Below are 21071 nucleotides of genomic sequence, written 5' to 3' on the forward strand. Positions count from 1 at the left end.
ACAGACGTTAATTTCGGGACAGGTAATCGACGATTTTTTGCGTATCGGCCAGCGAACAGAGGCGCGTGCCCTGGTTGATGGTGGCGGCGCTACCCGCCGCCACGCCGTAGCGCGTCATCTCCAGCAGTGACGCACCCTGCGCAAGCTTAAGCGTCATCGCACCCACCATGCTGTCACCCGCGCCAACCGTGCTCTGGCTCTTCATCGGCGGTGGAACAACCTGAACGGACGACGTTTCATCGACGGCCAGCGCCCCCTGCGGACCGAGGGAAACCACCACGCGTCGCGCTTTGCCGCTGCGTACCAGCTCCTGCGCGGCGGTGCGCACATCGTCAGGCTGCGTCAAGTCTCGGTTGACCAGCGCGCTTAACTCTTTCTGGTTGGGTTTGACCAGCTCAAGATTGCCCGGCACTAAGGCCGCCTGCAGAGCCTCGCCGCTGCTGTCGACGATGCAGCGGATACCGCGTTGCTGCGCCGCCTGAATCAGCGCGGTTAATTTTTCCGTGCTGACGCCGGGCGGCAGGCTGCCGCTGACCACCAGCAGCGCGCCGCTTTCTATCGTCAGCACTTTCTCTTCAAGCTGACGAAACTCGTCATCGGTGAGTTTCGCGCCCGGCATGACAAACCGGTACTGCTCGCCGCTGGATTCCACGTGGACATGCAGGTTTTGCCGCGTCCAGTCTTTCGCCTCGACGGTCTCTACGGCCACCTGTTCATCTGCCAGCAGGGAGACCAGGTGTTCACCGGTAGCACCGCCTGCGGGGAAAATGGCCGTGGCTTTGCCGCCGAGGTGGGTAATGGCGCGCGCCACGTTGATACCGCCACTGCCGGGCTCAAAGACCGGGGCGCTACAGCGCAATTTACCTTCCGGATAAATCTGCGGCGTCAGGGTGGCGGAATCAAGGGAAGGGGAGAGCGTCAGGGTGTAGATAGGAACCATCATTACCTCCTTTTAGCATGGGTTCCTTTTAGTCTGGCACCATTTGTCAGGAAGGCAATGTAAATAACAGTATGATTTTAAATATGAATAGTGAATAAAAGTGAGGCCGGAGACATATAAAATAAAACGCTTTTTGGGATCGTTCTTATTCAAAAAATGAAATAAGAAAACATTGCTATGTTATTTGCGGCTTTTTATAATTTGTTACCTTTCTCTGGACGCCTTGTCATTGATCCTCAAGAAAGATTCCGGGACCGTGTGGTCTCTTTTTTTGTTGTACGGACTCCTTAATAAAATGAAGCTTTTAAAGACAGTGCCCGCTGCACTGATGCTGGCGGGTGGCGTGTTTGCGGCTATGAACGCGACCGCCGATGATTCCGTTTTTACTGTCATGGACGATCCCTCCACCGCGAAAAAACCGTTTGAAGGTAACCTGAACGCGGGGTACCTGGCACAATCCGGTAACACCAAAAGCTCTTCTCTGACGGCGGACAGTACGCTCACCTGGTACGGTAATACCACCGCCTGGTCTCTGTGGGGTAATGCCAGCAATACGTCCGCTAATGACGAACGCTCTTCCGAGAAATATGCGGTAGGCGGACGTAGCCGTTACAACATGACCGACTATGACTACCTGTTTGGTCAGGCAAGCTGGTTAACCGACCGTTACAACGGTTATCGCCAGCGTGACGTGTTCACGGCGGGTTATGGTCGTCAGTTCCTGAACGGTCCGGTACACAGCCTCCGTTTTGAATTCGGTCCCGGTGTGCGTTACGACGAGTACACCAATGGCGATACCAAAACCCAACCGCTCGGTTACGCTTCTGGTACCTATGCCTGGCAGATGACTGATAACACCAAATTTACACAGGGTGTTTCTGTATTTGGTGCCGACGACACGACGCTGAACTCTGAGACGGCGCTCAACGTGGCCATCAACGAACACTTTGGTCTGAAAGTCGCCTACAACGTGACCTGGAACTCTTCACCACCAGAGTCTGCGCCGGATCATACCGACCGCAGAACCACGGTTTCACTGGGTTATAGAATGTAATAAAGACGGGCCGATGATCATGTCGGCCCGTTTATTCTCTCTGATCTTGTGACGTCCCTTCTGATGAGCTCTACTCGCCCCTAACCCCAAATCATCGCCGCCCAACGGAGTAACAGCATTGCGCCGCAGATGGCAATCAGCACCAGCACCATTTTCCAGTGTTTTACGGCAAATCGTTTTGTTGGCATAACCTAATCCTTGTTCGTTGATATCCACAGTCTACCAAACAGGGCCTGAATATGCCCCTTCGCAGGAACGATTGGGTTATGCCAGCGTAGGGGGCGGTTCAGAACCAGTGGAATCGTTCGGCGAGAATCAACAATAAACCTGTGGCGGAAAGGATGTTCAATATCACAACCGTTCTACTGGATACGTTCATGGTATGCACCTTTGGGTTTAAAGACCTGTTCAAGAGTAGCCCTGCATTTCTAAATTGCGAGCGCCGGGAATATGCAACCTGCAAATTCATGCGAAAGTGCCAGCACATCAATCTGCCAGCAGAGGGTGCAATCTCCCTTTTGTTAGTGTTAACATTGCAAGGCTTGCCGTATATCCGGCGTTGTCTGATTTTCCGGCAGGTGAATGATGACGAACCAATTTGACGATTGTTGGTCAGATGGTGTCGTAATCTATTGTCAAATCACGATTATTTTCTTTGTATATGCTCTTATGTGTGGGGCATCACTGCAAATAAGGATATAAAATGCCTGTAATTACTCTTCCTGATGGCAGCCAACGCCATTTCGACCGCGCTGTTAGCCCAATGGATGTTGCCCTGGACATCGGTCCTGGTCTCGCGAAAGCGACCATCGCCGGCCGTGTCAACGGTGAGCTGGTGGATGCCTCCGATCTGATCGAAAACGATGCGACACTGGCGATCATCACCGCAAAAGATGAAGAAGGTCTGGAGATCATTCGTCACTCCTGCGCGCACCTGTTGGGCCATGCCATCAAACAGCTGTGGCCAAACACCAAAATGGCGATCGGTCCGGTTATCGATAATGGTTTCTACTACGACGTTGACCTTGACCATACCCTGACTCAGGAAGATATCGACGCGCTCGAAAAACGTATGCACGAGCTCGCCGAAACGAACTATGACGTCATCAAGAAGAAAGTCAGCTGGCACGAAGCGCGTGAAACCTTCGTGAAGCGCGGCGAGAGCTATAAGGTCTCGATTCTTGACGAAAACATTTCGCATGATGACAAGCCTGGCTTGTACCATCACGAAGAATACGTCGACATGTGCCGTGGACCGCACGTGCCAAACATGCGCTTCTGTCATCACTTTAAGCTGATGAAGATCGCAGGCGCCTACTGGCGCGGCGACAGCAACAACAAGATGTTGCAGCGTATCTATGGTACCGCATGGGCCGATAAAAAAGCCCTGAACGCGTACCTGCTGCGCCTGGAAGAGGCGGCGAAGCGTGACCACCGTAAAATCGGCAAGCAGCTCGACCTGTACCATATGCAGGAAGAAGCGCCGGGCATGGTGTTCTGGCATAACGACGGCTGGACCATCTTCCGTGAACTGGAAACCTTCGTACGCTCCAAGCTGAAAGAGTACCAGTATCAGGAAGTGAAAGGCCCGTTCATGATGGACCGTGTGCTGTGGGAAAAAACTGGCCACTGGGACAACTACAAGGATGCGATGTTCACCACCTCCTCTGAGAACCGTGAATACTGCATCAAGCCAATGAACTGCCCGGGCCACGTTCAGATCTTCAATCAGGGTCTGAAATCCTACCGCGACCTGCCGCTGCGTATGGCGGAGTTCGGTAGCTGCCACCGTAACGAGCCATCAGGTGCGCTGCACGGTCTGATGCGCGTGCGTGGCTTTACGCAGGATGATGCGCATATCTTCTGTACCGAAGATCAGGTCCGTGATGAAGTTAACGCCTGTATTCGTATGGTCTACGATATGTACAGCACCTTTGGCTTCGAGAAGATCGTGGTCAAACTCTCAACGCGTCCGGAAAAACGTATCGGTAGCGATGAGACCTGGGATCGCGCAGAAGCGGATCTCGCCGTGGCGCTGGAAGAGAACGGCATTCCGTTCGAATACCAGCTGGGCGAGGGCGCATTCTACGGTCCGAAAATTGAATTTACCCTGTATGACTGCCTCGATCGCGCATGGCAGTGCGGTACTGTACAGCTGGACTTCTCCCTGCCGCAGCGTTTAAGCGCCTCTTATGTTGGCGAAGACAACGAGCGTCAGGTGCCGGTAATGATTCACCGCGCAATTCTCGGTTCTCTGGAGCGCTTCATCGGCATCCTGACCGAAGAGTTCGCCGGCTTCTTCCCAACCTGGCTTGCGCCGGTGCAGGTGGTGGTGATGAACATTACCGATTCTCAGGCAGATTACGTTAAAGAATTGACGCAGAAACTACAAAATGCGGGCATTCGCGTAAAAGCAGACTTGAGAAATGAGAAGATTGGCTTTAAAATCCGCGAGCACACTTTACGTCGTGTCCCGTATATGTTGGTCTGTGGTGATAAAGAGGTGGAAGCAGGCAAAGTTGCCGTTCGCACCCGCCGTGGTAAAGACCTGGGCAGCCTGGACGTAAGTGAAGTGATTGAGAAGCTGCAACAAGAGATTCGCAGCCGCAGTCTTCAACAACTGGAGGAATAAGGTATTAAAGGCGGAAAACGAGTTCAAACGGCACGTCCGAATCGTATCAATGGCGAGATTCGCGCCCAGGAAGTTCGCTTAACAGGTCTGGAAGGCGAGCAGCTGGGGATTGTGAGTCTGAGAGAAGCAATCGAAAAGGCTGAAGAAGCTGGAGTAGATTTAGTTGAAATCAGCCCTAACGCCGAACCGCCAGTTTGTCGTATCATGGACTACGGCAAGTTCCTTTATGAAAAGAGTAAGTCTTCTAAGGAACAGAAGAAGAAGCAAAAAGTTATCCAGGTTAAGGAAATCAAATTCCGTCCTGGTACCGACGATGGCGATTATCAGGTAAAACTCCGCAGCCTGATTCGCTTTCTGGAAGATGGCGATAAGGCCAAGATCACACTGCGTTTCCGCGGTCGTGAGATGGCCCACCAACAGATTGGTATGGAAGTGCTTAACCGCGTCCGTGACGATCTGAGTGAACTGGCAGTAGTCGAATCCTTCCCTACGAAGATCGAAGGCCGCCAGATGATCATGGTGCTCGCTCCTAAGAAGAAACAGTAAGGCCTTCAAGCAGCAAAATCTGTGGAGCCTTCGGGTTTCATAGGTTTTGTTCGCCTATGTTTCGTTTATTTAACAATGCGAAGTGGAAGTTATTAAAATGCCAAAAATTAAGACCGTACGCGGTGCTGCTAAGCGCTTCAAAAAAACCGGTAAAGGTGGTTTTAAGCACAAGCACGCTAACCTGCGTCACATTCTGACTAAGAAAGCTACCAAGCGTAAACGTCACCTGCGTCCAAAAGCCATGGTTTCTAAAGGCGATCTGGGCCTGGTCATCGCGTGCCTGCCGTACGCATAAGTCGTTTCGTTTAACTTTTTTAACTTAGAATAGATACAGGAGAGCACACATGGCTCGCGTAAAACGTGGTGTAATTGCACGTGCACGTCACAAGAAAATTTTGAAACAAGCTAAAGGCTACTACGGTGCGCGTTCACGCGTATACCGCGTTGCCTTCCAGGCTGTTATCAAAGCAGGTCAGTACGCTTACCGTGACCGTCGTCAGCGTAAGCGTCAGTTCCGTCAACTGTGGATTGCGCGTATCAACGCAGCAGCACGTCAGAACGGTATTTCTTACAGCAAATTCATCAACGGCCTGAAAAAAGCCTCTGTTGAAATCGACCGTAAGATCCTGGCTGACATCGCAGTATTCGACAAAGTAGCGTTCACCGCTCTGGTCGAAAAAGCGAAAGCAGCACTGGCATAAGCCAGTTGAGAGAGGGGGCCTGGCTCCCTCTTTTCATATAACCCTGTAAGAAGATTGACATTTACCCGTGCAGGCTTTTCAATAAGGTCTCAACGGTTTTTACCCAACAAGGTAACGCAAGCATGAATGCTGCTATTTTCCGCTTCTTCTTTTACTTTAGCACCTGACTTCAGGAGGCTAGCGCGTGAAAGATGAAACGAAAAACAGCGCCAGATAAGCCTCCCGATGGAGGCTTTTTTTGTGCCTGAATTTGAGAGAATAACTCCACCAAATCGGTGTCTGCACCGACATAATGAGGAAAATCATGTCACATCTCGCAGAGCTGGTTGCCAGTGCAACAGCCGCCATTAATCAGGCCTCAGATGTTGCCGCGTTAGACAATGTCCGCGTCGAATATCTTGGGAAGAAAGGGCACCTGACCCTTCAAATGACAACCCTGCGTGAGCTGCCGCCAGAAGAGCGCCCGGCAGCGGGGGCGGTGATTAACGAAGCCAAAGAGCAGGTACAGCAGGCGCTGAACGCACGCAAAGCCGAGCTGGAAAGCGCGGTGCTGAATGCGCGTCTGGCCGCAGAGACGATCGACGTCTCTCTGCCGGGTCGCCGCATCGAGAACGGCGGTCTGCACCCGGTTACCCGTACCATCGATCGCATTGAAAGTTTCTTCGGTGAGCTCGGCTTTACCGTGGCGACTGGCCCGGAAATCGAAGATGATTACCACAACTTCGATGCCCTGAACATTCCTGGCCATCATCCGGCACGCGCTGACCACGACACTTTCTGGTTCGACGCGACGCGTCTGCTGCGTACCCAGACCTCCGGCGTTCAGATCCGCACCATGAAGGATCAGGAGCCGCCAATCCGTATTATCGCGCCGGGCCGCGTCTATCGTAACGACTACGATCAGACCCACACCCCAATGTTCCACCAGATGGAAGGCCTGATTGTTGATAAAAACATCAGCTTCACCAACCTGAAAGGCACGCTGCACGATTTCCTGAACAACTTCTTTGAGGAAGATCTGCAGGTTCGTTTCCGTCCGTCCTACTTCCCGTTCACCGAACCGTCTGCGGAAGTTGACGTGATGGGCAAAAACGGCAAATGGCTGGAAGTGCTGGGCTGCGGCATGGTGCATCCAAACGTCCTGCGCAACGTGGGTATCGATCCGGAAGTTTACTCCGGCTTCGCCTTCGGTATGGGCATGGAGCGTCTGACCATGCTGCGCTATGGCGTCACCGACTTACGTGCATTCTTCGAAAACGATCTGCGTTTCCTCAAACAGTTTAAATAAGGGCAGGACAGAACAATGAAATTCAGTGAACTGTGGTTACGCGAGTGGGTGAACACCACGCTGGACAGCGACGCGCTTTCTAATCAGATTACCATGGCAGGTCTGGAAGTGGACGGCGTTGAGCCGGTTTCAGGGGCATTCAACGGCGTGGTCGTCGGTGAAGTGGTAGAGTGCGGTCAGCACCCTAACGCGGACAAACTACGCGTAACAAAAGTAAACGTAGGCGGTGACCGTCTGCTGGATATCGTCTGCGGTGCGCCAAACTGCCGCCAGGGGCTGAAAGTGGCCGTGGCGACCGTCGGTGCGGTACTGCCGGGCGATTTCAAAATCAAAGCGGCTAAGCTGCGCGGCGAGCCGTCTGAAGGCATGCTGTGTTCCTTCTCCGAGCTGGGTATTTCCGACGATCACAACGGCATCATTGAGCTGCCGCTGGATGCGCCAATCGGCACCGACATCCGCGAATACCTGAAGCTTGATGACAACACCATCGAAATCAGCGTCACGCCAAACCGCGCTGACTGCTTAGGGATCATCGGCGTGGCGCGCGACGTTGCCGTGCTGAACCAGACCGAGCTGAACGCGCCGGAGATCGCCCCGGTTGAAGCGACCATCAGTGACGTGCTGCCTATCCAGGTTGACGCTGCGGATGCCTGCCCGCGCTATCTCGGTCGCGTGGTGAAAGGCATCAACGTGAAAGCGCCAACCCCGCTGTGGATGAAAGAGAAGCTGCGCCGCTGCGGTATCCGCTCTATCGACGCCGTGGTTGACGTGACTAACTACGTTCTGCTGGAACTGGGCCAGCCAATGCACGCCTTCGATAAAGATCGTATCGAAGGCGGTATTGTGGTGCGCATGGCGAAAGAGGGCGAAACCCTGGTTCTGCTGGACGGCACCGAAGCGAAACTGAACGCCGACACCCTGGTGATTGCTGACCACAGCAAAGCGCTGGCAATGGGCGGTATCTTCGGAGGCGAGCATTCAGGCGTCAACGACGAAACGCAAAACGTCCTGCTGGAGTGCGCGTTCTTCAGCCCGCTTTCCATCACTGGTCGCGCACGCCGTCACGGCCTGCACACCGATGCGTCCCACCGCTACGAGCGCGGCGTGGATCCTGCGCTGCAATACAAAGCGATGGAGCGTGCGACTCGCCTGCTGATCGACATCTGCGGCGGCGAAGCGGGCCCGGTTATCGACGTCACCAACGAAGCCACGCTGCCGAAGCGTGCGACCATCACCCTGCGTCGCAGTAAGCTGGATCGCCTGATTGGGCACCACGTTGCCGACGCGCAGGTGACCGATATTCTGAAGCGTCTGGGTTGCGACGTAACCGAAGGTCAGGACGAGTGGAAAGCCGTTGCGCCGTCATGGCGTTTCGACATGGAAATTGAAGAAGATCTGGTGGAAGAAGTGGCCCGTGTTTATGGCTACAACAACATCCCTGACGAGCCTGTACAGGCCGGTCTGGTGATGGGCACCCACCGTGAAGCCGACCTGTCCCTGAAGCGTGTAAAAACCATGCTGAACGACAAAGGCTATCAGGAAGTGATCACCTACAGCTTTGTTGATCCAAAGCTGCAGCAGCTGATCCACCCGGGTCAGGAAGCGCTGATCCTGCCAAGCCCAATTTCCAGCGAAATGTCCGCGATGCGTCTGTCCCTGTGGACGGGCCTGCTGGGCACTATCGTTTACAACCAGAATCGCCAGCAAAACCGCGTGCGAATTTTCGAAAGCGGTTTGCGCTTTGTACCGGATAATCAGGCAAATTTAGGCATCCGTCAGGATCTCATGCTGGCTGGCGCCATCAGCGGTAACCGTTATGAAGAGCACTGGGACCTGGCAAAAGGCACGGTTGATTTCTACGATATGAAGGGCGATCTGGAAGCGATTCTGGATCTGACCGGTAAATTATCTGAAATTGAATTCCGCGCAGAAGCCATCCCGGCCCTGCATCCAGGCCAGAGCGCTGCCCTCTATTTAGACGGCAAACGCATTGGTTTCATTGGGGTTGTTCACCCTGAGCTGGAGCGTAAACTGGACCTGAATGGCCGTACCATCGTGTTTGAGCTGGAATGGAACCTGGTGGCAGACCGCGTGATTCCTCAGGCTCAGGACGTCTCCCGCTTCCCGGCAAACCGCCGTGATATCGCGGTTGTGGTCGCGGAAAATGTGCCCGCAGCAGATATTTTGGCCGAATGTAAGAAAGTTGGCGTAAATCAGGTAGTTGGCGTAAACTTATTTGACGTGTACCGCGGCAAGGGCGTAGCAGAGGGCTTTAAGAGCCTGGCTATCAGCCTGATCCTTCAGGATACCAGCCGTACACTCGAAGAAGAGGAGATTGCCGCTACCGTCGCCAAATGTGTAGAGGCATTAAAAGAGCGATTCCAGGCATCATTGAGGGATTGAACCTATGGCGCTTACAAAAGCTGAAATGTCAGAATATCTGTTTGATAAGCTTGGGCTTAGCAAACGGGATGCCAAAGAGCTGGTAGAGCTGTTTTTCGAAGAGATCCGTCGTGCTCTGGAAAATGGTGAGCAGGTAAAACTCTCCGGCTTTGGCAATTTTGATTTGCGAGACAAAAACCAACGTCCGGGCCGCAACCCGAAGACGGGGGAAGATATTCCCATTACAGCCCGCCGCGTGGTGACCTTCAGACCCGGCCAGAAGTTAAAAAGCCGTGTCGAAAACGCAACGCCCAAAGCAGAGTAATATGAACTAACTAAAAAGGCCGCCCACGCGGCCTTTTTTCTTTGCGCTCTCAGGCAAACCCGCCGTAAAATCAATTACATCTCTCGCTACGAAAACCGTAAACATGCTTGATTATGTCCATCTCCAGCACCGTTCCGATCGGCGTCACCTGCTTTTTCTGGTGCTGCTGCTCATTGTCGCCGCAGGCGTTAGCCTCTGCGCCGGTGACCGGTGGATAGGGCCCGAAAGCTGGTGGGGACCTGACGGACAGCTCTTCGTCTGGCAAATTCGTCTGCCGCGTACCGTCGCGGTGATGCTGGTGGGGGCCGCGCTGGCGCTGTGCGGCACCATTATGCAGGCGTTGTTTGAGAATCCTCTGGCGGAGCCCGGGCTGCTCGGCGTGTCTAACGGTGCGGGCGTGGGGCTGATTGCAGCGGTGATGCTGGGCGGAGGAGAACTCTCCGGCTGGAGCATTAGCCTGAGCGCGATCCTTGGCGCATTACTGATAACGCTCATCCTTCTTCGTTTTGCCAGACGGCACTTATCGACCAGCCGTCTGCTGCTTGCCGGCGTGGCGCTGGGGATCATCTGTAGCGCGCTGATGACCTGGGCGGTCTACTTCTCGACCTCTTTTGACCTTCGGCAGCTCATGTACTGGATGATGGGCGGCTTTGGCGGCGTCGACTGGCAGCAGGGCTGGCTGATGGCGCTGCTGGTGCCGGTCATCGTGTGGGCTGCCCTGCAGGCGCAGCCGTTGAATATGCTCGCGCTGGGTGAAACCTCAGCCCGCCAGCTGGGCATGCCGATTGGGTTCTGGCGTAATGTGCTGGTCATCGCCATTGGCTGGCTGGTCGGCGTCAGCGTGGCTCTGGCGGGCGCGATTGGCTTTATCGGTCTGGTGATTCCGCATATGCTTCGACTGTGCGGAATCACGGACCATCGAACCTTGCTTCCGGCCTCGGCGGTTGCCGGGGCCGTCACGCTGCTGGTGGCCGACATCATCGCCAGGCTTGCCCTGACGGCCGCAGAGCTGCCCATTGGCGTGGTGACCGCCACGCTGGGCGCGCCGGTCTTTATCTGGCTACTATTAAAAGCTGGACGTTAAATCGACAACCTGAGGAAATGCTATGCAGTCAGATATCCTGAATACTGAAGTGTCCACCATTGATGGCGATAAAACCACGCTGGAAGGCTACAAAGGCAATGTGTTGCTGATCGTCAACGTGGCATCCAAATGCGGCCTGACGCCGCAGTACGAGCAGCTTGAAAACATTCAGAAGGCCTGGGAGAAAGACGGTTTTACCGTGCTGGGCTTCCCCTGCAACCAATTCCTGGGGCAGGAGCCGGGCAGCGAAGAGGAGATTAAAACCTTCTGCAGCACTACCTACGGCGTAACGTTCCCGCTGTTCAGCAAAATCGATGTCAACGGTGAAGACCGCCATCCGCTGTATGCGAAGCTGATCGCTGCCGCACCGAAAGCCGTCGCGCCGGAAGGCAGCGGTTTTTATGAACGCATGGCCAGCAAAGGCCGCGCGCCGCTTTATCCGGACGATATTCTGTGGAACTTTGAAAAATTCCTGATAGGTCGCGACGGCCAGGTCGTACAGCGTTTTTCACCGGATATGACCCCTGAAGATCCGATCGTTATGGAATCGATCAAGCTGGCGCTGGCGAAATAATGTCGCTGCTGATGCAGCTCACGGACGTTGCCGAGAAGGGACGTCTGGAGCCGATAACCGGCGCCGTCAATGCGGGAGAAATCCTGCATCTTGTCGGGCCAAACGGCGCAGGAAAGAGCACGCTGCTGGCACGGATGGCAGGCATGACTGCCGGAGAAGGGCAGATAATGTTGCTGGAGCATACGCTGGCCGAGTGGTCGCCGGTCTCGCTGGCGCATCGGCGCAGCTATCTCGTGCAGCAGCAGGTACCCCCCTTTGCGATGCCGGTCTGGCACTATCTGATGCTGCATTTGCACGACAAACATTCTACGGCACTGCTGACGGACGTGGCCGCGGCGCTGGGGCTGGAGGATAAACTCTCCCGGCATGTCAGCCAGCTATCCGGTGGCGAATGGCAGCGGGTGCGTCTGGCGGCTGTCATTGTTCAGATCCACCCGGCCGGTAATCCTCATGGGCGGATGCTGCTTCTCGATGAACCGATGAGCGGTCTGGATGTGGCGCAGCAGGCGGCCCTGGATACCCTGCTAAGTGCGCTCAGTAGAAAAGGCATCGCCGTGGTGATGAGCAGTCATGACCTCAACCACACCTTGCGTCATGCCCACCGGGTGTGGCTGCTGTCGCAGGGGAGGATGATCGCCAGCGGTACGCGGGATCAGGTTCTTACGCCGCCCAATCTTGCCCGCGCGTACAACATGTCGTTCCGCAGGCTGGATATTGAGGGCCATAAGATGCTGATTTCGACCGGGCAGGAGTAAGCGTTTCTTGCCTGTGAGCACAATTGCACGCTAAATTACGAAAAGAACAAAAAAAGCAGAGGATTCGTCTGAAAATGCGATTCTGGTTTCTCCTGATGGCCGCACTTTTTCTTGCGGGATGCAGTAGCCATCGTGCACCGCCGCCTAACCCACGGCTTTCAGATTCGATCACCGTCATTGCCAGCCTCAACGATCAGCTGAGCAACTGGCGCGGCACGCCTTATCGCTACGGCGGCATGAGCCGTGGCGGTGTAGATTGCTCCGGCTTCGTTCTGATGACGTTTCGCGACAAGTTTGATTTACAGCTGCCGCGTGAAACGCGTAAACAGGCAGAAATCGGCACGGAAATTGATAAAGACGACCTCCTGCCCGGGGACCTGGTTTTCTTCAAAACCGGATCGGGGGAAAGCGGACTTCATGTGGGCATTTATGATACTGACAACCAGTTCATTCACGCCTCGACGAGCCGCGGCGTGATGCGCTCTTCTCTTGATAATGTTTACTGGCGTAAAAATTTCTGGCAGGCACGACGTATATAATCTTCGTCGTATACCTCTCTTATGACGGCATGGTAGCGAATAAACATGCCGTTTTTTCTCAAATAAGATGATTAAAGTTAAATTTACCTAAAATTAGCGAATCCCTCATGTATCTGTTTTATCTAAAACTGGCTATTATTTTGCAACCAGGATAAGATTATTTTAGATTCAGGGAAAAATCTGAAAATTAATACGGAACTAATGAAATTAATCTTATTAAAATCAAGACAGTGGAATTGTGTCGGCAATTGCTCCAGGATGTCCTCTCTCATCTTTAATGCGGGGCGAGTGCAATGATAATTACGCTAGATAATGCTTACCAGTCTGAACTGCTGCTTTTGCCTGCCCGTAATAGCGCAGGGGAGCTTAAAGGTTTAGAAATTCTGGTTAACTTTACTGGCGTCGACAGCGATGTGCGGATCCCCACTGAGCTTGTTATCCCACGACTTTCAGCGGCTGAAGAGTTAGCGCTGTTTAACGAAAAACTGCAATTGCTTGATACCTGCAAACTGTTTTTTATTCAGCATCAGTTAATTGCATGGATCAATATTACACCTGCAATAGTTGAATTTTTATTAAGTAATGGAAACGCTGTTTCAATTCTTGAGCGTTATCCGTTTCTTGAGTTTACTGTTAATGAGAATTATCCAGGTTTAAATAACGGAAAGGACGATCTTCAGCTGGCGAGAATGGCAATCCATTTCCCATTGGTGCTGGCAAACTTTGGTGCAGGCGCTGCATCGCTCAAAGCGGTGTATGATGGATTATTTAAACGGGTTATTCTCGATAAAGGCTTCATTCAGCAGCGTGCTTCAGAGCTCTCTTTTGAGCCATTTATGCGCGCCATCCTCTGGCAAATCACGCCGCACTGCCAGTCTGTGATTGTCTCGGGCATTGACGACCACGGTCTGTTGCAGCGCGTGTTGTCCTTTAATTTTGGCGCCATGCAGGGAACACTCTGGCCTGCCGTCTCGGCGGAACACGTCACTACGCTGGTTCAGCAGCGATAACCCTTGCTTTCGCCCGTGTTTAAGTCCGGGTAAACCCTCTACACTAAAAGCAGGAGGACTTATGACCCTGTCTTTTACTGCTCACTGGCATGACGAGTTGCCGGGATTTTATACCGCACTCAAACCCACACCGTTACAAAATTCACGCCTTATCTGGCATAACGATCGGCTGGCAGAAGAGCTGGCCATTCCGCCTGAGCTGTTTCAGAGTTCAGGGAGCGCTGGCGTCTGGGGAGGCGAAACGCTGCTCGCCGGTATGCAACCCCTTGCTCAGGTCTATAGCGGGCATCAGTTTGGCGTCTGGGCTGGGCAACTGGGCGACGGCAGGGGGATCCTGCTCGGTGAACAACAGCTTCCCAACGGGGAGACGGTTGACTGGCACCTGAAAGGTGCGGGCCTGACGCCCTATTCGCGGATGGGCGACGGGCGTGCGGTTCTGCGTTCAACGATTCGCGAATGCCTGGGCTCCGAAGCGATGCATGCCCTCGGTATCCCCACCACCCGTGCGCTGTCGATCGTGACCAGCGACACGCCGGTTGCGCGCGAAACCGTGGAAAAGGGCGCAATGCTGATGCGCATTGCGCAAAGCCATCTGCGCTTCGGTCATTTTGAGCACTTTTACTATCGCCGCGAGCCGGACAAGGTGCGCCAGCTGGCTGACTTTGCCATTCGTCACCACTGGGCGCAGTTGCAGGACGACGCGGATAAATACGTTCTCTGGTTCAGGGACGTGGTGGCCCGTACCGCAGCCCTGATTGCCCGCTGGCAAACGGTAGGTTTTGCCCATGGCGTCATGAATACGGACAACATGTCGCTTCTCGGGTTGACCTTTGACTACGGTCCGTTTGGTTTCCTGGATGATTATCAGCCAGGGTACATCTGTAACCACTCCGACTATCAGGGGCGCTACAGTTTTGACAATCAGCCCGCGGTGGGCCTGTGGAACCTGCAGCGGCTTGCGCAAACCCTGTCGCCGTTCATCGACGTTGATGCCCTCAATGATGCGCTCGACAGCTATCAGGCGATCTTACTGCGAGAGTATGGCTCGCTGATGCGCAACAAGCTGGGGCTAGTCACGCAGGAGAAGGGCGATAACGACATCCTCAATGGCCTGTTTGCCCTGATGGCGCGCGAGGGCAGCGATTACACGCGCACCTTCCGGATGCTGGGCCAGACGGAGCAGCACAGTGCCGCCTCGCCGCTGCGCGATGAGTTTATTGACAGACAGGCGTTTGACGACTGGTTTGCATCGTACCGCGCGCGGCTGCAGCAGGAGCAGGTGGATGATGCGACCCGCCAGGCGCAGATGAACGCTACGAACCCGGCGATGGTGTTGCGCAACTGGCTGGCGCAGCGGGCGATTGAGCAGGCCGAGCAGGGCGAGTACGACGAGTTACACCGTCTGCACGTGGCGTTGCGCACGCCGTTTGCCGACCGGGATGATGATTACGTCAGCCGCCCGCCTGAGTGGGGCAAGCGGCTGGAGGTCAGTTGCTCAAGCTAGTGTCTGGCCGGAGTCGGCGTCGTCAGAATCCGGACCGGTCAGGGGGCGAGAAACACCTGCGGCACGGCGTGAGCGGGATGCCTGCCGACGTGAACCTGTGCGCCGTACCAGCGCGCCAGCGCATCGGCCTGCAAAACGGTTTCCGGTTCTCCCCGGGACACGATCCTGCCGCTGTGCAGGAGCAGGATGCGATCCGCCCACAGCGCTGCCAGGTTGAGGTCGTGCAGCACCGCGCACACGTGCAGATGTCCCCGGCTGGTCAGGGATTTCAGCAGGCGCAGCAGATGCTGCTGGTGATAGAGATCCAGCGCGGACGTCGGTTCATCAAGAAACAGCCAGCCGCGCGGCGCACCGTCGCACCAGAGCTGAGCCAGCGCGCGGGCGAGCTGAACGCGCTGCTGCTCGCCGCCGGAGAGCGCGGCAAACTGCCTGCCCGCCAGCGGTAAACAGCCGGTGATGGCCATCACCTCCTCGATCACCGACGCTTCTGGCGTGCGGGTCCAGGGCGCACGCCCCATACCGACCACCGCCTCAACCGGCCAGTCAAATCCGAGCTGCGTGCTCTGGCGCATCACCGCCCGGTAGCGGGAGAGCCTTTCCGGCTGCCAGGCCGCAAGCGGTGTGCCCGCCAGGCTACACCGTCCCCCAGCAGGTTTAAGATAGCCGGTAAGCAGTCGCAACAGCGTCGATTTCCCGGCGCCGTTTGGGCCAATCAACGCCACCAGCTCGCCCTGAGATAAGGTCAGCGACACGTCGTTAATCAGCGTGCGTTGCCCGGCGCGAAAAACAAGGTTTTCTGCACAATAGCGTTCAGCCATGCGTACCTCCACGACGAAAGATCAGCCACAGGAACCACGGCGCGCCGAGAAGGCTGGTCAATAAGCCAACCGGCATTTCCGCCGGAGCGACCACGCTGCGCGCCAGCGTGTCGGCCATCAGCAGGAGCAGCGCACCGGCCAGCACCGAGCCGGGGAGCGTGGCCCGATGGTCGGCTCCCAGCCACATGCGCACCAGGTGCGGCACCACCAGGCCAACAAAACCGATCACGCCGCTGATCGCAACGGCGGCAGCCACCAGCAGGGCGCTGCACAGCAGCAGGATCCGCTGCACGGCGGCCACCTCCACGCCGAGATAGTGCGCCTCTTCGTCGCCCAGCTGCAGCAGGTTGAGGGGCCCTGCCAGGCGCCAGATAATCAGTACGGTGGGGATCATCAGCGACGCGACGGCCAGCAGCGTCGACCACTGCGCCTGGCCGAGGCTGCCCATTCCCCAGAGTGAAAGCTGGCGAAGCTGGGCATCATTGCTGAGCCATGACAGCACGCCGACGGCCGCACCGCACAGGGCGTTGATGGCAATGCCCACCAGCAGCAGGCGCGACAGGGAAGCGTCACGCTGACGGCTGAGCAGGAAAATCACGGAGGTGGCGGCCAGCGCGCCGAGAAACGCCGCCAGCATCGGGGCATACAGCATCACCAGTGCAGGCAGCGAGAGCGGAAGCACCACCCACAGCGCGACGGCAAGTGCCGCGCCGCTGCTGATGCCGAGCAGGCCCGGGTCCGCCAGCGGGTTGCGGAACAGCCCCTGCATCACGCAGCCCGCGAGCGCCAGCGAACCGCCGATCGCCAGCGCCAGCAGCACGCGTGGCAGGCGGATCGTCAGCCAGATCTGACGCAGGGCCTCGTCGGTGCCGTTCCACAGCAGGCTGACCGGCAGGCGCAGCGCGCCAATACCGCTGGCCGTCAGCGTCGTGACGACCAGCAGCGCGGCCAGCATCCACAATGACAGGGCGACTCGCCGGGACATCAGGGCAGTTGCTCCGCTTTGGTACGCAGCTGCCGGATGGCTTCCGGCGTTCGCACGCTAAAGCCCAGCAGCGCCATATCATCAATCGCTAGCACCTGCTTATTGCGTCCTGCCGGGGTTTGCGCCAGCCCGGGCAGCGTCCACAGATTCGCTTCCCCACCCAGGGCGTTGATGCCGTCCTGCGAAATCACCACCAGATCGGGCCGGCTGGCAATCACCCCTTCCTGAGACAGCGGCTGATAGCGGGTGAACCCCTGCATCGCATTCTGCAGCCCTGCCGCGCGAATGGCCGCGTCCGCGCCGGTCTGTTGTCCGGCAGCCATCGCGGTCATCCCGCCGTGGTTGAGAATAAACAGCACCCGTTTGTTGAGTGGCGATGTGGGCAGGGTTGACAGCGCCTGACGCAGCTTGCCGCGCAGGGCTTCCCCCTCGGCCTCGCGGTGCGTCGCTTCAGCGACAATCCGCACCTTTTCGTCAATGACGTTCAGGTCGTTACCGGCAGGAACAGCGATCACCCTGACGTGGCTTTGCTCAACCTGCTTTAGCGCCAGAGACGGCTGCGCCTGAGCGCTGGCCAGCACCAGCGTGGGGCGCATGGATAAGATCCCTTCCGCATTGAGCTGGCGCAGATAGCCCACGTCCGGCAGCACGTTCGCCGCCTGCGGCCACTGGCTGGTGCTGTCGCGGGCCACCAGGGAAGACGACGCGCCGAGGGCGTAGACAATCTCGGTGACGTCGCCGCCGAGCGTGACGATTTTCTCCTGCGGCGCAGCAAACGCCAGCAGGGGCAGGGCGCTGACCAGGACAAGCCACCGTTTCATGCGGCCAGCCCTTTCGCCGTCAGGGCGTCTATCTGGCTGCGCCACTGGCTTTGCTCCGGCTCGCCTTCGGTGCGCTGGCCGTACAGCTGGGCGATTTGCGTCCCGTCGGCGGCAAACAGCTCCAGGCTGGTGACGTGCCCGTCAGCGGTTGGTTTGCGCGTGACCCACGTCTCCGCAATGGCGTCTTCAAGCAGGTGCAGGGTAAAGGTTGAGTTGAAGATGTTCAGCCAGCCTTTCATCGGCGCCAGCTTTTCCACCACGCCGGTGAAAATCTGTACGCAGCCGCGGTTGCCGACGAAGACCATGATTTCATTGCCGTCCCGGCGCGCCGTCTCCAGCAGTTGCGCCAGCGCGCTGTTCTCTACCCGGCAGGCCAGATCGTCCCCGACCAGGCGAAACGCCTGCTGGCGGCTGAGGTTATGGCGTTTGAGGAGGTTGAAGAACTGGTGCACGTCGGTCATGGCGCGCCACTCGTTGTCCACGAGCGCAGCTTGCGCATTTTCCGCGTGAGCAGGCATATCGGGCTTCTTCAACGCCAGCGATGGATTATCGGCAATGATAAAGCGAGTCAGCACGTCGCCCCAGGCGGAAACGTCGGTGTTATCCGTGGCGTAGACCTTCAGCAGGGCATCGCCCTGGTGGTCGAAGAACTGAATGCTCTGCCGCTCGCCGCGGGCGGTGGCTTCACTGATGTGAAACGCGCTTGCCCACTGGTTGAGGAACAGGCGCAGATCCAGCGCGCGCGGGTTCAGCACCAGCCCGGCATGGCCGTTCAGGTGCTGGTTGGTGAAGCTTCCGACCTGCTCGTGAACGGCGTAGTCGTTGCGGCAGATGCATTTGGTTTCGCCCACCGCCTCCAGCGCGCCCAGGATCTCGCGGATTTCACCGCGCAGTCGCCAGGCGTCGTGACCCACGCGGGCAAAGGTCAGCTCTGCTTCGCTGATGTTCATTAACCCTGCGATGTCGCGCGCGTACTTACCCGGATTGTCTTCTTTCAGCTCAAGCCAGCGCGTGTAGTGATTCATTTTCTTATCCTTCTGAAGAGTTGCCCCGACGGGAATTACCACTGATAGCTTACGAAAATCTTGCCGTTACGGCCGTCCTGCGGAATGCCCTGAGGTGACCAGTATTCTTTGTCAAAGGCGTTGCCGAGCACCAGCGTCGTGGTCACGCCTTTGAGCTGCTCCTGACCCTTATAGCTGACGTAGAAGTCATTGACCGCGTAGCCCGGCTGCTTGCTGTAGCTGCTGCTGATATGCGTTGAGCGATCGACAAAGGTGCCAACCCAGCCGACGGAAAAACCGCTCTCCGCCACCGGAATGTCCAGCTTGCTGGTGACGGTATCTGGGTTGATGCTGGAGATGTACTCGCCCGTATCGGTGTCTTTCCCGCGCGTGCGGTTATAGGCCAGGTCGAGGTTGAAGAGGTCGGCAGAGTATTTTGCCATCATGTCCCAGCCCCAGATTTTGGCGTTCGGAACGTTATAAGACATGGTGGTCGCGGCGGCAAAATTGACAGTGGTGGAGATATAGTCTTTAGCTTTGGTATCGAAATAGCTGGCTTTAAACTCCAGCGCATCGTTGGCAAGCAGCAGATCGTCAAAGCGCAGACCGAACCCAAACTCCTGCGTTTCGTTGGTTTCCGGGCGCAGGTTCGGGTTTGGCACCCAGTAGTTGGTATAGAAGCGGCCAATAGAGAAGTGTTTGGCGTCGTTGTACATCTCGCCCATGGTGGGCGCGCGGAACGCCTGCGCGTATGAGCCAAACAGCATCAGCCAGTCGGTCGGGCTGACGGTCAACCCGGCGCGGGAGGACCATTTATCAGCATCCACGTCGTCGTAGCCATTGCTGCTGCCGCGGTAGTTGACATAGCGCGTACCGCCCAGCAAGGTGACCGGCAGATCGCGCAGGGTGATTTCGTCCTGCAGCCAGCCGGAGCTGAAGTCGATTTTCGCCTCCGGGAAGCCGGTGGTCGCGCCGCCCGGATGCTGCTCCTGACGGTAGTATTCCCCACCGTAGGTCAGCAGATGTGCTGCAAACGTGTCGCTGAACAGGCGGGTGCGGTTTTCCACCTTGCCGCCTTTGGTGGTCTGCTTGCGGAACTCACCGCTGTTGTCGATATTCTGGGCATTAATGCGCGCTTCGGACCAGTAGACCTTCGCGTCGGCGTTCAGCCAGTCGTTACCTTCCGGGGCGATGCGGTAGCCCACCTGCGCGTCACGCTGGATGGTGGAGCGATCGGTCATCGGGTTACTGCTGTCCGCCCCAGTGGTTTGCGGGTTTTTTGGTTCCTGAGCATCATTGTTGTAGTAGCGCAGGGCGCCGCTCAGGGTCTGGGCCGGGTCGATTTTCCAGCTGCCTTTCGCCAGCATGTTATTGATGGACTCGTCGTTAGGGGCGGTTGCTCCGTCGCTCTGGCGGATATCACCGCGATCCCGGCTGGACCAGGCCACCAGACCGTCCAGCGTGTCGGTGCGGCCATAGGCGCTGGCCCCCATCCCAAGACTGTGATCGCCTGTCGCCCCCGTACCAAACACACGATAACCGCTGTTTTTACCCGTTTCCAGCAGGTCTTTTGCATCGACGGTGTCATAGGAAATCACGCCGCCCAGCGCGCCGCTGCCGTACAGCAGGGCCGACGGGCCGCGAACCACTTCAATACGTTTAATCAGCGCCGGATCGAGGAACGTGCTGTTCAGGTGGCCGGTGTCGGTGCCCTGACGCACGCCGTCAACCAGCACCAGCACGCCGCGACGATCGTAGCCGCGCAGGTTCACGTCCTGCCCGTTGGTGCGCCCGGTGCCGTCCAGCGTCAGGCCGGGAACGTTACGCAGCAGGTCGGCCGCCGAGCTGGCGGTTTGTTTCTCCGGGGCGGTGGCATCAATCACGCTCACCATCATGGGGGCTTCAAAGGCGCTGCGGGCGTTGCCCGTGGCGGTGACGGTCATTTCATCTGCGGCAGCAAACGCGACGCCCGGCAGGGTGCTGACAATCGCCAGCGCCAGAAGTGACGGGCGTAAAGACGCGGAAGGCAGGTGTGGCATAGCAACTCTCCATAAAGAATCGAAAGCGCTGGCTGCCTGGGGATCACCTGGGTGGCTGGCGAAGTTTTTG

General features: G+C 56.7%; 23 protein-coding genes and 1 other annotated feature. Of the genes, 15 read left to right on the forward strand and 8 right to left on the reverse strand.

Features of this window, described 5'->3' with window-relative positions:
• Positions 1-7 precede the first annotated feature (7 nt).
• Positions 8-940: a 6-phosphofructokinase II gene (gene pfkB, locus PI91_RS11610; protein ID WP_039266165.1), complete on the reverse strand. Its 933-nt coding sequence runs from the start codon at positions 938-940 to the stop codon at positions 8-10.
• Between the two features lie 295 nt (positions 941-1235).
• Here pfkB and PI91_RS11615 point away from each other — a divergent pair, with 295 nt between their 5' ends.
• Positions 1236-1994 carry a YdiY family protein gene (locus PI91_RS11615; RefSeq protein WP_021241081.1) on the forward strand — a complete coding sequence of 253 codons (759 nt, stop codon included), beginning with the start codon at positions 1236-1238 and terminating at the stop codon, positions 1992-1994.
• A gap of 80 nt (positions 1995-2074) precedes the next feature.
• Here the strand turns inward: PI91_RS11615 and yniD are convergent, their stop codons facing one another.
• Together yniD and yncL are read right to left on the reverse strand one after the other, a co-directional pair.
• The gene (gene yniD, locus PI91_RS25675; protein WP_008500658.1) at positions 2075-2182 is read right to left on the reverse strand and encodes a small membrane protein YniD; all 108 of its coding nucleotides are present in this window, start codon (positions 2180-2182) and stop codon (positions 2075-2077) included.
• A gap of 98 nt (positions 2183-2280) precedes the next feature.
• On the reverse strand, positions 2281-2481 hold the full coding sequence (gene yncL, locus PI91_RS26620) for a stress response membrane protein YncL (protein ID WP_084635613.1): 201 nt from the start codon (positions 2479-2481) through the stop codon (positions 2281-2283).
• Positions 2482-2697: 216 nt separating this feature from the next.
• Between yncL and thrS the strand changes: the two genes are divergently transcribed.
• The 14 genes from thrS to selO all read left to right on the forward strand — a co-directional run bounded on the left by thrS (position 2698) and on the right by selO (position 15334).
• Complete coding sequence (gene thrS / locus PI91_RS11625) at positions 2698-4626, forward strand: threonine--tRNA ligase (RefSeq protein ID WP_008500657.1); 1929 nt, start codon at positions 2698-2700, stop codon at positions 4624-4626.
• 3 nt (positions 4627-4629) lie between these two features.
• The gene (gene infC / locus PI91_RS11630) at positions 4630-5172 is read left to right on the forward strand and encodes a translation initiation factor IF-3 (protein ID WP_023616141.1); all 543 of its coding nucleotides are present in this window, start codon (positions 4630-4632) and stop codon (positions 5170-5172) included.
• Between the two features lie 97 nt (positions 5173-5269).
• A complete protein-coding gene (rpmI, locus tag PI91_RS11635; RefSeq protein WP_001124225.1) occupies positions 5270-5467 on the forward strand; it encodes a 50S ribosomal protein L35 in 198 nt (65 codons plus the stop codon).
• A gap of 49 nt (positions 5468-5516) precedes the next feature.
• Positions 5517-5873, forward strand: a complete 357-nt coding sequence (gene rplT / locus PI91_RS11640; protein WP_000124850.1) for a 50S ribosomal protein L20 — start codon at positions 5517-5519, stop codon at positions 5871-5873.
• Between the two features lie 117 nt (positions 5874-5990).
• Positions 5991-6115: a sequence feature (Phe leader region), on the forward strand.
• Positions 5996-6040: a pheST operon leader peptide PheM gene (gene pheM / locus PI91_RS26010; protein WP_001386830.1), complete on the forward strand. Its 45-nt coding sequence runs from the start codon at positions 5996-5998 to the stop codon at positions 6038-6040. It overlaps the preceding feature by 45 nt.
• A gap of 62 nt (positions 6116-6177) precedes the next feature.
• A complete protein-coding gene (gene pheS / locus PI91_RS11645; RefSeq protein WP_010426091.1) occupies positions 6178-7161 on the forward strand; it encodes a phenylalanine--tRNA ligase subunit alpha in 984 nt (327 codons plus the stop codon).
• Positions 7162-7176: 15 nt separating this feature from the next.
• A complete protein-coding gene (pheT, locus tag PI91_RS11650) occupies positions 7177-9564 on the forward strand; it encodes a phenylalanine--tRNA ligase subunit beta (protein WP_008500654.1) in 2388 nt (795 codons plus the stop codon).
• 4 nt (positions 9565-9568) lie between these two features.
• Positions 9569-9868, forward strand: coding sequence for an integration host factor subunit alpha (gene ihfA / locus PI91_RS11655; protein ID WP_003857805.1), 300 nt, complete (start codon positions 9569-9571; stop codon positions 9866-9868).
• 103 nt (positions 9869-9971) lie between these two features.
• The gene (gene btuC, locus PI91_RS11660) at positions 9972-10952 is read left to right on the forward strand and encodes a vitamin B12 ABC transporter permease BtuC (protein WP_021241086.1); all 981 of its coding nucleotides are present in this window, start codon (positions 9972-9974) and stop codon (positions 10950-10952) included.
• A gap of 22 nt (positions 10953-10974) precedes the next feature.
• Positions 10975-11526 (forward strand): glutathione peroxidase, encoded by a 552-nt coding sequence (locus tag PI91_RS11665; RefSeq protein ID WP_039266166.1) that lies wholly within the window; start codon positions 10975-10977, stop codon positions 11524-11526.
• Positions 11526-12281, forward strand: coding sequence for a vitamin B12 ABC transporter ATP-binding protein BtuD (btuD, locus tag PI91_RS11670; RefSeq protein ID WP_039266167.1), 756 nt, complete (start codon positions 11526-11528; stop codon positions 12279-12281). The genes PI91_RS11665 and btuD overlap by 1 nt, the downstream gene beginning before the upstream one ends.
• Positions 12282-12355: 74 nt before the next feature.
• Entirely contained in the window at positions 12356-12820 is a 465-nt protein-coding gene (locus PI91_RS11675) for an NlpC/P60 family protein (protein ID WP_008500650.1), read from the forward strand.
• A 293-nt stretch (positions 12821-13113) separates the two neighbouring features.
• On the forward strand, positions 13114-13830 hold the full coding sequence (locus tag PI91_RS11680; RefSeq protein WP_008500649.1) for an EAL domain-containing protein: 717 nt from the start codon (positions 13114-13116) through the stop codon (positions 13828-13830).
• Positions 13831-13891: 61 nt separating this feature from the next.
• On the forward strand, positions 13892-15334 hold the full coding sequence (gene selO, locus PI91_RS11685; protein ID WP_039266168.1) for a protein adenylyltransferase SelO: 1443 nt from the start codon (positions 13892-13894) through the stop codon (positions 15332-15334).
• Positions 15335-15372: 38 nt separating this feature from the next.
• Here selO and PI91_RS11690 read toward each other — a convergent pair whose 3' ends face one another.
• From PI91_RS11690 to PI91_RS11710, 5 genes are read right to left on the reverse strand one after another with little or no spacing between them, the layout of a single operon-like run.
• Positions 15373-16152: a heme ABC transporter ATP-binding protein gene (locus PI91_RS11690; RefSeq protein ID WP_021241090.1), complete on the reverse strand. Its 780-nt coding sequence runs from the start codon at positions 16150-16152 to the stop codon at positions 15373-15375.
• A complete protein-coding gene (locus PI91_RS11695) occupies positions 16145-17137 on the reverse strand; it encodes an iron ABC transporter permease (protein ID WP_021241091.1) in 993 nt (330 codons plus the stop codon). The genes PI91_RS11690 and PI91_RS11695 overlap by 8 nt, the downstream gene beginning before the upstream one ends.
• Positions 17137-17958 carry a hemin ABC transporter substrate-binding protein gene (locus PI91_RS11700; protein WP_039266169.1) on the reverse strand — a complete coding sequence of 274 codons (822 nt, stop codon included), beginning with the start codon at positions 17956-17958 and terminating at the stop codon, positions 17137-17139. Before PI91_RS11700 ends, PI91_RS11695 begins: the two co-directional genes overlap by 1 nt.
• On the reverse strand, positions 17955-18983 hold the full coding sequence (chuS, locus tag PI91_RS11705; RefSeq protein WP_039266170.1) for a hematinate-forming heme oxygenase ChuS: 1029 nt from the start codon (positions 18981-18983) through the stop codon (positions 17955-17957). The genes PI91_RS11700 and chuS overlap by 4 nt, the downstream gene beginning before the upstream one ends.
• A 35-nt stretch (positions 18984-19018) precedes the next feature.
• A complete protein-coding gene (locus PI91_RS11710) occupies positions 19019-21001 on the reverse strand; it encodes a TonB-dependent hemoglobin/transferrin/lactoferrin family receptor (protein ID WP_039266171.1) in 1983 nt (660 codons plus the stop codon).
• Positions 21002-21071: the final 70 nt, after the last annotated feature.

It is taken from the genome of Enterobacter sp. FB, from assembly GCF_000805795.1.
GTDB classification, from domain to species: Bacteria; Pseudomonadota; Gammaproteobacteria; order Enterobacterales; family Enterobacteriaceae; genus Enterobacter; species Enterobacter roggenkampii.

Bases quoted from the DNA above. Each gene is read 5' to 3' on its own strand.
- yniD (WP_008500658.1), bottom strand. From the start codon at position 2,182: ATGCCAACAAAACGATTTGCCGTAAAACACTGGAAAATGGTGCTGGTG.
- pheS (WP_010426091.1), top strand. From the start codon at position 6,178: ATGTCACATCTCGCAGAGCTGGTTGCCAGTGCAACAGCCGCCATTAAT.
- pheT (WP_008500654.1), top strand. From the start codon at position 7,177: ATGAAATTCAGTGAACTGTGGTTACGCGAGTGGGTGAACACCACGCTG.
- PI91_RS11675 (WP_008500650.1), top strand. From the start codon at position 12,356: ATGCGATTCTGGTTTCTCCTGATGGCCGCACTTTTTCTTGCGGGATGC.
- thrS (WP_008500657.1), top strand. From the start codon at position 2,698: ATGCCTGTAATTACTCTTCCTGATGGCAGCCAACGCCATTTCGACCGC.
- PI91_RS11695 (WP_021241091.1), bottom strand. From the start codon at position 17,137: ATGTCCCGGCGAGTCGCCCTGTCATTGTGGATGCTGGCCGCGCTGCTG.
- PI91_RS11615 (WP_021241081.1), top strand. From the start codon at position 1,236: ATGAAGCTTTTAAAGACAGTGCCCGCTGCACTGATGCTGGCGGGTGGC.
- rpmI (WP_001124225.1), top strand. From the start codon at position 5,270: ATGCCAAAAATTAAGACCGTACGCGGTGCTGCTAAGCGCTTCAAAAAA.
- ihfA (WP_003857805.1), top strand. From the start codon at position 9,569: ATGGCGCTTACAAAAGCTGAAATGTCAGAATATCTGTTTGATAAGCTT.
- PI91_RS11710 (WP_039266171.1), bottom strand. From the start codon at position 21,001: ATGCCACACCTGCCTTCCGCGTCTTTACGCCCGTCACTTCTGGCGCTG.
- selO (WP_039266168.1), top strand. From the start codon at position 13,892: ATGACCCTGTCTTTTACTGCTCACTGGCATGACGAGTTGCCGGGATTT.
- PI91_RS11690 (WP_021241090.1), bottom strand. From the start codon at position 16,152: ATGGCTGAACGCTATTGTGCAGAAAACCTTGTTTTTCGCGCCGGGCAA.
- rplT (WP_000124850.1), top strand. From the start codon at position 5,517: ATGGCTCGCGTAAAACGTGGTGTAATTGCACGTGCACGTCACAAGAAA.
- PI91_RS11665 (WP_039266166.1), top strand. From the start codon at position 10,975: ATGCAGTCAGATATCCTGAATACTGAAGTGTCCACCATTGATGGCGAT.
- yncL (WP_084635613.1), bottom strand. From the start codon at position 2,481: ATGTGCTGGCACTTTCGCATGAATTTGCAGGTTGCATATTCCCGGCGC.
- PI91_RS11680 (WP_008500649.1), top strand. From the start codon at position 13,114: ATGATAATTACGCTAGATAATGCTTACCAGTCTGAACTGCTGCTTTTG.
- pfkB (WP_039266165.1), bottom strand. From the start codon at position 940: ATGGTTCCTATCTACACCCTGACGCTCTCCCCTTCCCTTGATTCCGCC.
- btuD (WP_039266167.1), top strand. From the start codon at position 11,526: ATGTCGCTGCTGATGCAGCTCACGGACGTTGCCGAGAAGGGACGTCTG.
- chuS (WP_039266170.1), bottom strand. From the start codon at position 18,983: ATGAATCACTACACGCGCTGGCTTGAGCTGAAAGAAGACAATCCGGGT.
- btuC (WP_021241086.1), top strand. From the start codon at position 9,972: ATGCTTGATTATGTCCATCTCCAGCACCGTTCCGATCGGCGTCACCTG.
- PI91_RS11700 (WP_039266169.1), bottom strand. From the start codon at position 17,958: ATGAAACGGTGGCTTGTCCTGGTCAGCGCCCTGCCCCTGCTGGCGTTT.